This is a genomic window from Nocardia sp. 852002-20019_SCH5090214 (assembly GCF_001665865.1).
GTDB lineage: Bacteria > Actinomycetota > Actinomycetes > Mycobacteriales > Mycobacteriaceae > Nocardia > Nocardia nova.
The window spans coordinates 17605-28529 of record NZ_LZMK01000130.1; the positions used below are offsets into that span (position 1 = coordinate 17605).

12 protein-coding genes are annotated in these 10925 nt (G+C 63.8%); all 12 read right to left on the reverse strand.

Features of this window, described 5'->3' with window-relative positions:
* Positions 1-8: 8 nt before the first annotated feature.
* The 12 genes from A5780_RS11505 to A5780_RS11560 all read right to left on the reverse strand — a co-directional run bounded on the left by A5780_RS11505 (position 9) and on the right by A5780_RS11560 (position 10916).
* Positions 9-1646 carry a hypothetical protein gene (locus A5780_RS11505; protein ID WP_064908401.1) on the reverse strand — a complete coding sequence of 546 codons (1638 nt, stop codon included), beginning with the start codon at positions 1644-1646 and terminating at the stop codon, positions 9-11.
* On the reverse strand, positions 1646-2476 hold the full coding sequence (locus A5780_RS11510; protein WP_231982924.1) for a phage tail protein: 831 nt from the start codon (positions 2474-2476) through the stop codon (positions 1646-1648). Before A5780_RS11510 ends, A5780_RS11505 begins: the two co-directional genes overlap by 1 nt.
* Before the next feature lie 35 nt (positions 2477-2511).
* Entirely contained in the window at positions 2512-6372 is a 3861-nt protein-coding gene (locus tag A5780_RS11515; RefSeq protein ID WP_156769448.1) for a hypothetical protein, read from the reverse strand.
* Positions 6372-6695, reverse strand: coding sequence for a DUF5361 domain-containing protein (locus A5780_RS11520; protein WP_156769449.1), 324 nt, complete (start codon positions 6693-6695; stop codon positions 6372-6374). The genes A5780_RS11515 and A5780_RS11520 overlap by 1 nt, the downstream gene beginning before the upstream one ends.
* Before the next feature lie 53 nt (positions 6696-6748).
* The gene (locus A5780_RS11525; RefSeq protein ID WP_064908405.1) at positions 6749-7093 is read right to left on the reverse strand and encodes a hypothetical protein; all 345 of its coding nucleotides are present in this window, start codon (positions 7091-7093) and stop codon (positions 6749-6751) included.
* Positions 7094-7212: 119 nt separating this feature from the next.
* A complete protein-coding gene (locus tag A5780_RS11530; protein ID WP_082976414.1) occupies positions 7213-7806 on the reverse strand; it encodes a hypothetical protein in 594 nt (197 codons plus the stop codon).
* Positions 7807-7879: 73 nt separating this feature from the next.
* On the reverse strand, positions 7880-8104 hold the full coding sequence (locus tag A5780_RS39900) for a hypothetical protein (protein WP_156769450.1): 225 nt from the start codon (positions 8102-8104) through the stop codon (positions 7880-7882).
* Between the two features lie 173 nt (positions 8105-8277).
* On the reverse strand, positions 8278-8529 hold the full coding sequence (locus A5780_RS11540; RefSeq protein ID WP_064908406.1) for a hypothetical protein: 252 nt from the start codon (positions 8527-8529) through the stop codon (positions 8278-8280).
* On the reverse strand, positions 8529-8885 hold the full coding sequence (locus A5780_RS11545; protein WP_064908407.1) for a hypothetical protein: 357 nt from the start codon (positions 8883-8885) through the stop codon (positions 8529-8531). The genes A5780_RS11540 and A5780_RS11545 overlap by 1 nt, the downstream gene beginning before the upstream one ends.
* Positions 8882-9340: a hypothetical protein gene (locus tag A5780_RS11550; RefSeq protein WP_064908408.1), complete on the reverse strand. Its 459-nt coding sequence runs from the start codon at positions 9338-9340 to the stop codon at positions 8882-8884. The genes A5780_RS11545 and A5780_RS11550 overlap by 4 nt, the downstream gene beginning before the upstream one ends.
* A gap of 163 nt (positions 9341-9503) precedes the next feature.
* Complete coding sequence (locus tag A5780_RS11555) at positions 9504-10403, reverse strand: phage major capsid protein (protein WP_064908409.1); 900 nt, start codon at positions 10401-10403, stop codon at positions 9504-9506.
* Positions 10404-10418: 15 nt separating this feature from the next.
* On the reverse strand, positions 10419-10916 hold the full coding sequence (locus A5780_RS11560) for a hypothetical protein (protein WP_064908410.1): 498 nt from the start codon (positions 10914-10916) through the stop codon (positions 10419-10421).
* Positions 10917-10925: the final 9 nt, after the last annotated feature.

Here is a 10925-nt window from a genome sequence, read left to right on the forward strand (position 1 = left end):
TCGTCCTGTCAGAAAATCAGCAAATCGAGATCGGCGCCGACATCGGTGGAAATGTCATGAATGGCTTGCGCCATCTTCTGCATCCTCGCCCACGCCTTGATCATCGAATCTTCGTCGTCGGCGCCATCACCAATTTGCAGTTCCCAACGCGCACCCTTTTGGCGGTCGTCTGTGAATGTCATTTCGGTGATGTAGTCGGTGAATAATTGATCGCCGACCTGGAATCCGATCTGATCACCGAGAGTGAAGTCTTTGCCGATCAAATACGGGGCGCCGTCGCCGACGGATACCTTTTTGCTCACATAGCCGCGGCTGTCATGCAAGCCTTTACGGCCGGCCATTACGCCATCGAGGGTCGCGGCTTTGCTGCTGTTGGTGACGACAAGTTCGTTGAACGCGAACGGTCCCGCACGCTGCGTGCGTTCCTGGTCTTCCCACACCCACCAGGCCAGGAACACGTCGTCGAGCTGGCCTTGGTACAGGCTGTCCAAGCCGGGCACGCCGATCAAAAGACCGAGCCAGGCCAGCAGATTCTTCATCGCAATTTCGATGCCGGCATTCACCCAGCCGGGCGATTTGCCGCCGACAATGACTTTCGTCGCAGTCGGTTTATGAACCGCTAGCTCGGATTCGCCGATACCCGAATACTCACCTTCGAGATACCACACATGCGGCAGCCCACGGAAAGTGCCCAGAGGGCCCGAATAGCCGTAGACCGATTCATACTCGGATTGGGCATTGAAATCCGGATACCGGACGAGTGTGGTGTCATCTACGAATTCTTCGATGAATTTCACGACGCCGTCGAACATCGTGCCGCTCGGGCCCACCGATCCCGATTTGTCCTCGGTGCCGATGACAACCGTCGGGCGATCGAGATAGTAATACTCCGGGGCCGGTTGTTCGTCGCCGTCCTCGGGCAGGAAGAACCGAGCCGTCAGCATCACACCGGTGCCGTCGAGCAAAGGTTCGAACAGCTGATCGGCCATGTCGAAACGCGCCGATGCCGCACGCCACACGCTGGTATCGGTGGGGATCCACACCGGAACCAGAGCGATAGGCCACAACGCGCCGGTCTGCGCCCACTCCGGGGCATCCAGCCAGTTCGCCGGCAGCGACCACAACGGCATCTGCAACCGGATCAGGTTGCACGCCAGATAGATTGCGATCAGAGATTGCAGCGGGGCCGCCAGCACCATGTGGCGCGGGAACTGCGCCAAGAACGGAGCAAACGGACTGGCCCACAACGCAATCGCGGCGATGACCTGCCAGACGTGGATGGCCTCGATGTCGACGGTCTCGACGCCGTTCTCGTCGCGGATCAACGCAGCACGGGTGACGAAGCCGTCCCACCGATACGCGGCCGTGGTGACCGTGATCGGGATCGTGGCGTCGGCGCCGTCGGGGTTCTTGAAGAAGTGGTCGAAATGAACCATGTCGGCCCTGGGGACCGACATCTTCAACCCGCCGGCGGCGTTCTTCTTGATCGAGAATTCGAGCGAGGTATACGCGCCCTCTTCGCCGACCTCCTGAAGAAACTTGTCGTAGTAGCGGACCAGCGCCGTCTGATCGGTCCGATACGCCTGGTCAGCGAGTTCGAGAGCATCCATGCGCCGCGCTTCGGCGGCGTCGTTCCACGCCGCCATCAGAACGGCCTCGACGATCTCGGCGACACGTCGACCCGCACCGAGGAGGCGGTATTGCCGCCATCAACGCGCACGACGATGTCGGTGCTCGACCACGCCGGCATCGACGCGAACCAGCGACGTCCAGCCAGAGCGCCCCACACGTTACGACCCGACGGATTGTCGTCGCTGTACACGCGGGCGGTGCGATGCCGCGGATGGGTATCGATGCGCAGGGTCTCGCCGTCTTCGATCGGCGGTGTCTCCACCACACGCAACGCCGCCGGGTCCGTCGGATCTTGGATCCAGTACTGGCCAGGGCCGTTCATGGTGTAGCGGGGCCACGCCGGTTGATCGGCGGCGTTGCGGACACGGACAGTGCCTTCGTTGCGGCCGTCCTCGTTTATCCACACGTTCGACTCACCCAGGTGTGCCGACAGCGGATCCATCGCTGTCGCCGACAGCTGATAAGAAACCGCGGCGTTGAGCGCCGGATCGAACGCCTCTACCGGCGTCGGTGCGCCGTCAAGCTGATAGCGGCAGTACCGCCAACCCTGATGTTTGGTGTAGGTGCCGACCGTGCACGGAACATCGGTTGACCAGCCACGCCACCACGCGTCATGGATCGCGCGCATTTCGGCGACCGTGCCGCCCTTGATGAAGACAATCGCGTCCCAGTCCTTTTTGCTGCGCAGGCTGCGCAGGAAGGTGGCGCCGTCCTGGCGCGCACCTTCCGACGTGATCAGCGAGACCGGCGCGAACATGTGCCCGGTCTGCGCTGTCAGCCACACCCCCTCACGGCCGGCACCTGCGCCATGCAGATGCCAGACACGTGAGTTGATGTCCCACACAACAGTTTTCGTGGACTCAGACAGAAGGAGAGGATTCATCGTGCGAAACCTCCGGACCGCTGCATTGCCAGGGCTCGTCGCCGCTGTGTGCGTTCGATAGCCTGCGCAACACCGCGCTCGTTGTAGCCGTTGAATTGGTAGGTGTCGCCCCCGCCGCCACCCATGCCCGCGGCCATACCGCCGAATGCCAGCCCGGTCTGAAGCATTTCCTTCCAAGAGTTTTGGAAGTACTGCGCGAGACCTTGGCCCTGCTTGGTGGCCAGCGACGCCGCTTGCGTGCCGAGATTGGTCAGCGCCGCCTCCGGAGTCGGCGCCATGTACCACGGCGCCGAGCCAGAGAACAGCTGCCCGACACCGGGCAGCGAGGCAAGCGGGTGCGTGCTGCCGTCGCCGACGGTGTAGGTCGACTGCGGCGTGCCCGCGGGAGCAGGCGGTGTCACTCCGGGTACGCCCGGAACTGCCGGCACGCCGGGTGTGCCGGTGGTGCCGACGGGCGGCACATAGCCGGGAGCCGTAGGTGCGCCGACGCCGGGGATAGTGCCGGTCGGGGCTGCGGGTCCACCCAAGGCGGCAGGCCAGTTGGTGACCATGACCGGGGTCGGTCCACCGGGCGTGCCGGACGCCGATGTGCCGGATCCGCCGCCGGTGCCCGATGCGGATCCGCCCAGTCCCCCACCTGGAGTACTGCCCCCACCGCCGCTGGAGGTGCCCAAGCCGCCCGCGGGGCCGCCCAGGTCGCCGCCGAGTAGCGCCGACTTCGGGATGTACATGTGGTGGTCGAACATCGGGTCGGTGACATCGGTTGCGCCAGCGCCGATTACGACACCGTCGCCGCCGCGTGATTCAACCTTCGTTCCGTCGCCGAGCCGTAGCACGGTGTGCCCATTGGCGCCGCCGCCGTTGTCGTACCAGGCGATCGCGATGTCGCCGGGCCCGCCCAGGCCAGGCTGTGCGCCGCGCGCGGCGAGCCAATCGCCCTCGTTCATCGTCGACATGCGGGAGTCGAAGTCGGGGCGACCCATCGCGTTGTTGATGGTCGCCGCGACCATGCCGGAGCAGTCGATCGACGACCGCGAGAATCCACCCATCTGATAGGTGGCGCCATCCATCGATTCGGCGAAGTCCTTGCCGGGAACCTTGCCGCCCGTTGCGAACTTCGGGACGTCGCCGACCATCGCGCGCAGGAAGTCCGGCGAAGGCACCCATCCGGCGTTGATCGCTTCGAGCAGCGGCAGATTCTTGCCCGTTGCCCGCGCGTTGACCACGTATTCGCCGGTCGACGCCGCGATCAACATCGAATCACTTGTGCCGGTACCGGGACCGTTCAACAGGCCGCCGGTCGCCATGTGAGCGTCGGCCCACTGCACGAGAGAATCACCGAGACCGTTGGCGCCCTTGCCGCCGATGCCCGGAACCCAATCGGGGATCTTGACCTTCTGCAAGATCTGTCCGACGGCCTTCACCGCAATGGCGATCGCCTTGACGATGCCGTTCCAGACCGACGACACGGTGTTGCCGAGGTCGGAGAAGAAGCCACCCAGACTCGACAGCGCCGGACCGATACTGTCCTTCGCCCAGGTCACCACCTTCACCGCAGTGTCAGTGGCACCCGAGATCGTGTCGGACAGCGCCTGAAGCGCCGGCATCACGATCGGCATCAGCACGTTCGACACCAGCCAGGTGAACGCATCGGTGACCTTGGTGATGATCGGCGCGAGTTGGACGAGAATGTCGACGATCGGCGGCAGCATCTGCACGGCGAGTTGAACCAGTTGCGGCAGCAACGGAGCGACCGCGAGGATCAAGTCGCCGAACGACTTCGCGATGACCGGGATGACCGGCATCAACGCCGAAATAGCCTGTGCCAGAGCATCACCGATCACGCCAGCCACTTCCGCTAGCACCGGCTGCATCTGCTGGAACACCGGCATCAGGGCGTCAGCCAGTTGCTGAATCACCGGCCCAAGAGCGTTGAAGATGGTCGTCAGCGCCGGAGCCAACGCCTGGACGATTCCTGAAACCACTTGCGCGACAACAGGAATGATCGGAGACAGGGCAGTGACAAGCGAGGCGAATGCGGTACCGAGCGGGCCGATCGCCGGAGCGAGCGCGGTCACCGCCTGAGCGAGCGCACCACCGACCACCTGAGCGACCTGCGAAATCGGCCCGATCAGAGGCTGAATGGCCGGCATCAACGCACCGAGCAATTGGCCGATCACCGGTAGCACCGGCTGCAATCCCTGGGCCAGCGAGGAAATCAGATCCCCCAACACGGGCAGCAAGGGCTGCAACGAGGTCAGCAACGTCGCACCTAGCTGACCGAGCGAAGGCATGATCGCGCCGAGGGACTGCCCCAGCTGCGCCAGGAACGGACCTAGAACGGGGCCGATGATGTTGCCGACCTGAATCAGGCCGTCGATCAACGGCTTCAAGCCCTGACCGAGTCCTGAGAGGATGGATCCGAAGTTGGAGACCAGTTGAGTCAGCGAGCCGTTGTTGAACGCGTCGGTGAACGCCTGGCCGATGTTGCCGACCAGGCCGCCGATGTCGGCGCCGATCTGACCGGCCACAGGCGCGAACGCCTGCGACAGCGACAGCACGCCCTGTGTGGCCTGCTGGAGGCCGGGGCCCATCGCGTCGATCGTGTCGGCGACGCCAGCGAAGATCGATTGCACGCCGGCCAACGCCTGCGGGGTCTGCCAGAACGCAGCGAACTGCTTGGTCAGTCCATTGATCGACGTCCCCACGTCGACCATGCCCGCCTTCAGTGTCGGCAGTGCCGCGGTCGCGAGTTGTTTGATGCCGTCGGCCGAGTCGGCGAACAGAGCATCTTGGGTCGCCTTGGTCAGGTCATCCCAGACGGGTTTGATCGACTCGGCGGCGAGCACGAAATTGCGGGCGTTCGGGGACAGTTTCGCCAGCGCCTCAGCCGCCTTGTCCTGCGCCGATGACCCTTGAGTCATCGCGTCGGTCAATGACTTCTGGGCGTCCTTGACGTTGGTCTGGGCATCGACGACGCCCTGTTCGGCGTCTTTGACCTTGTCGTTCGCCTCTGCCAGCTTCTCTTTCGCCGCGACAACGTTGTCCGCGCCCTCGACGCCCTTGGCCTGCGCGTCGTTGGCCTTCTCCTGAAGCTTGCGGTTGGAATCCTGGGTCTCTGCGAGCCGCTGTTCGGCCTCCTGCACGCCCAAAACCGCGCGCTGCCGTTCCAGCGCCGTCGAGGTCGGATCCCCCAAGGTCTTGGCAAGATCGGCCTGCGCCTCCTGCAACGACAGCTGGGCGTCCTTCTCGTTGAGGGCCGCGCCCTTCAACTGGAGCCCGTAATCCTGGAGCTGCTTGGTAGCTTCCTTGCGGGCACTGGTGAGGTCCTTCTCAGCGCCTTCGGCGGACTTCTTCGCCTGCTCAAGGTTCTTCTCCGCGGTACCGACACCACGGACCGCTGTCTCTACCTGCTTCTGCGCTGCGGCAACAGCTTTCGCCTTCGCCTGAGCGTCGCTGCCCGCCGAGTCCTGGGCCGCGGTGATCGCCTTGAACGCGTCACCGATCCCGTGCAGTCCTACTGCGACAGTCGCCGCGGCAGCGCCAGCGGCTGGGCCGAGGGCGGCCAGGCCGACACCGAGTGCGCCCACTGCACCCAGAGCGACACCGGCGGCGCCTCCGATGCCGGCGACAGCAGTCGCCGCAGCAGAGGCGCCGCCAGCGGTTTTGCCGACGCTGGCCAGCGAAGTGCCCAGTCGGCTTATTGAGTTATGATCTACGTCGGTCTTGATCTTGACCGGATTGCGGTTGGCCTGTTGCTGGGCCTCGCCCAGCTCACGCCGGATAGCTTCTTTGATCCCGCGGGTCTCAGCGACCAGCGAGATGTAAGCGGTCGCCAGTTCCATTCCGTTGGACATCAGGCGGCCACCTCCCAACCTAGGAATTTGTCCATGTCCTCGATCGACATGGGTGCATCGCCGTAGCGTTTGATTACGGGCTCCACGCCTGGACGCGGAATGCGAGCGGGGCGGTTCCGGTTCTTTTGTCCTGCTTCGGTTTTCGCCCACCAGAGAAGGTGGAGCGTGTCTACCGCTTCAGCGACGAGCATTTCCATCCGGGTCCACGGAGCCTCGTCCGGAGGCGGATTCATCGCGAGCCCTAGCGCGGAATCCTCGCCCAGATGAGCGACTATGGCTTTGAGGTCACCCCAGGTGAGGGCATCGGTGCCGAGGTCGCGCAACCGCAAACCTCGGTCGATGAGATCGAATTCGATTGCCTCGCGGTACTTTTCGATCAGCCCTGCGAGGCCGAGGATTCCCCCTCGTTGACACCGGAATGCTCACGCCACTTGTCGAGCATGTCGCGGAACTCGTCCGGATCCATGTCGTCGACCGCTGCCAGAGCCTCGTCGTCGAGCGTCTCTTCGAGCAGCGTGTAGAACGCGTCCACCTGCGAGAGCTTGCGCATCCGGCGCACCTGGCCGGGCTTGAGATAGGTCAGCGACGGCAAACGAACCTCGACCTCATGGGCACTGTCGCCGTCGGTGGCAGTGACCATGTAGGAGAAGTCGTCGCGAACGTAGTCGTCGGTGTTCTTCTTGGTGGCGCGGCGGCGCCGATTAGCGGGGGCAGCAGTCATGATGCGCAGACCTCTTTCACGTTGTTGCGCAGGCAGTTACGAATTGCGCGCGGGCCCCAGTGATGGCGGGCGGGCCTGCGCATAGGTGATCCCGCCATCACTGGGGGAATTGAGGGCTACTACGCGCCCGTGGCGAAAACGCCGTCGTCGTAGTAGCGGAGGGCCTTGGTGCCGGTGGCGTCCTTGAACGCCTCGACGGTGACCTGGAAACCCATGAGCGTGTCGGACTTGTATCCGTTCTCCGACACTTCGGAGATCTTGGCGTCGGGCAGGACGATCCGCAGCTTGCGGGACTCCTGTTTCATGTCGAAAACCCACGCGCCGTGCGGCAGCACCAGGCCGTTTTCCACAACCTTGATCTGGGTACCGGTCGTTTCGGTCGCAGCCGTCACAGTGACGTTGCTGGTGCCGAACACGGTCCGCAGGACGTCGGCGTCATACACCGAATAGAGGGTGAACTGAAACCGCACCGAGTGCTCGGTCTGCAACTGGGCGATGATGTCAGAGTTCCAGTCCTTGATGGCCTGGACCTGACGCTCACCCTGAGCGGCGAGACCGTCTTCGGAGACGTATCCGAGCTTCTTGAAAGCCGCGTCGGGGGTGCCGGCAGCGTCGGTGGGGACGGTGCTACCCAGCGGTGCGACGAGGATGCCGCCGGTCGCCTGAATATCGGGGGTGCCGGCGCCGATGAGATTACTGTTTGCAGCAGCCATGAGCTGTGCTCCTTCAGGATTTGCGCAGGCCCGAAAGAGTCAGAAGTATTGAGTTATGCTGGCCCCGAAGGGTTTACAGCGCGGATCCGGTGACGTGCAGTTCGATCGTGACCAGATAGCGGGGTGTGCCGCTGCCGAGATCCGGCGACGACGCCATCCCGACATCAATGGCCTTGTCACACCAGGCCGAGCCGATCCATCCCGGCGCCGCACCCATCACAAGGGCACGCACCACACGTGCGAGCGTGGCCGCCGCGATTTCGTCGTTGTCCCAACATTCGAAAACGATGCGGGGCATATCTGTTTTCACGTCCCGCTGTGGACCGCCAACGCGAACGACACGAACGAACCGCGGCGGGCGCGTGGTCGGCACTTTCGACACGACTCGCGCCGAGTCACCGCGGCCGTGCAACTGGCTCGACAGCCACGCGGAAACCTCGGTCTCGATATCAGGAAAGAGAACCGCAACCATCAGCCGCGCCCCTCGTCCAACGCCCTGAGCAGGGTGTGGTTTTCGGCGTTGTCCTGCATCGCTTCCCACGTCGCGGTCACGACACTGGCACGCCAACGCCCCTGCGGGCGCTTCTCGCCCTGCCTGCTGCCCGGTTCATAGCCTTCACCGGCGGCCTGCGCGATCTTCTCCGCACGTGCCTCCAGGTCCGCGCGCACACCAGGTGCGCTCCGCAGCTCGTAGAAGGCGCGGTTGTTGAACTTGATGCGCATCAGCCCTCCACTCTGGTCAGATTGACCACAGCGCCCGGAGCCCACTGAAAGGGGCCGTGGTTGTAGTCCTCGGGATTGCCGACGACGTCGTATTGACCGTCCGGCAGATCGATCCGGTCATGAGGACCGGCCGGGAAGCCGGGCGGAACCATCAGCACCACATCCACAACCACACGGTCATGTCCCGCGAGAGCGGGTTCGGTCGACGACGGGACATACCAGCCATAGACACGGCGCTGAGTGCCTGAACTGTCCAGCGGCGGCGTGTAACCCCAGACGTCGTTGCCGCGGGCGTCTTGGCCGGTCACGCCGTAGCGATGCACACCAACGGTGTACGGAGTGGGCAGAAACGTCATACGTCCCCCCACAACGGCACGCCCGCAAGATCAGCGCCGCACGAGCAATACAGCGCCCCAAACGTGAGCGAGCACGTATCGGCATGCACGCTGCCGCACAGGGGCACAGTGTCGACTGAGAACGCCTTGCCTGCCCCGGAAGTGGCGCACAAGTTCTGTAGCTGCTCAATCTCACTGGGCCAGAACAACGACCGCCGGGTCTGGCGAGTGTCGAAGGTCTGCGCGTACGGCCCCGCTGTCTGGGTTGTTACCGCCCCGGTCCCCGAGTCGTTCCAACGCAGGATCGCACCGCGCAGAATCGCTTTCAACGCAGCCTGCTTGGTGAAGCCCGCTTCGGCGATGCAGGGGGCGGCCTCAACAGCCAACGCCTCAGCGTCCGCGATCATCGCCTCAGCACGGTCCGGGTCGATGCTCGCGAAAGGTGTGAGGTCTTCCTCGGTTATGAAGTCGCCCATAGCGATTACTCCTGCGATGTGGCCTTCACGGCGCGCTTGCGCGCGGGTCCGCGCCTGGGGGTCGGCTCGCTGTCGGCCGGGATCCATTCATTGCCGAGCCGGGCGGCGGTGTCGTCGGAGACAGACACCACCACCCCGGTCACGGCGTGACGCAGACGAGGCATTACGCGGCGTCGATGATCTTCGCGAAGGCGTTCAGATCGGCGATGCCCCAGCCGTAGATGACCTCAGCGCGGAACGCAACCTGATTGTTTCGCTTCAGGTCGCCCTGGCCGTCCGGGTCGCCGAACTGGATGACCTCCAGGCCGATCGCCTTCTGGATGCCCCAGCGGATGCCGGAGAAGTCGCCGACGAAAGCCTTGACGTTGGTGGCCGAAGCCGCGACACCGACAGCGCCGACGGTGTTCGAAACCGACGAGTTGTGGTTCTCTAGGCGGCCAGCCGGAGCGGTCGCGTAGGACAGGTCGGGGTAGAGCTTCTGCTCGCTGGTGGCGTTGCGCAGAGCGCCCCACTGCGACGCCCACGCCGGATCCAGCGCGATATCCGCCGGCACGAAACCATCGGCCAGCACCAGAGCATCAGCGGCGTCCAGATTCGCGTACGGCTTGTCGCTGGCGCCGATCTCCACCGAGTTGGTGGTGTCGGACAGCTTCTCGGTCATCGCCGAGACAGCGGCACCGCCGGTGGGGTTGATGCCATGGAACACACCGAAGTCCAGGGCGCGCGACAGCGCGGGCTGGATCTGATCCAGGACCTGCGAGACCACCTCAAGCTTGTGGTCCTCGTCGGCGAACATGACTTCCTCGGTCCACCGAACCGTCTTGTGAAATTTGAATGGCTTCACGGTCTTGGTGGTGGGGGTGACGGTCGAGGGGCCCTTGTTCGCGCCCTCGCCGACGTACTCGGCTTCACCGATGGTGAAGGTCATCGAGGTGCCGTTGCCGAACTTCATCGGAGTAGCACCGGACAGGGTCGCGATGGTGCTGCCATACTTCACCTTGCCGAGCCACGGATCGATGATCTGATTCGGGATGGTCAAGCCAGCGGTTGTAAAAGCTGCCATTTGTGGCGCTCCTTTTTACTGGGCTCCGCCGAACAGTTCACGCGCGAAGGCGTGCATGTCGTTTTCGGCGGGCGCTTGGTTCTGTCCCTCACGGGGAACGTGATTCTGTTTCTTGCGCTTGTCCGACTGACCGACCAGCCGTTCAACCTGCTTCAGCAGCAAATCGGGATCGGTTGCAGTGAGGAACAATTCAGCGTCCTCAGCGTCGATACCGTGCAGCGCAACGAGATGGGTACGCAGAGCGTCAGCGACCTTGGTAGGTACCGATGCGGACTCGGCCTCAGCCTTCGCGATGCGATCGGCCGCCTTTTCGGCATCCGATTTCTGGGCATCTTTGATCTCGGCGAGTTCTTTTGCCGCAGCGGCGTTCTCTTTGGCGCGCCGCTCTTGCTCACGGGCCTTGGTCTTCCAAAAGTCGACCGTTTCGGTCGGTTTGGTCTCGGCCTGCTGCTCGTTCTGCTGGATAGTGTCGTCGGCGACCGTTTCGGTTGCCTCAGAAGCGTTGTCGGACATAGTTCTCCC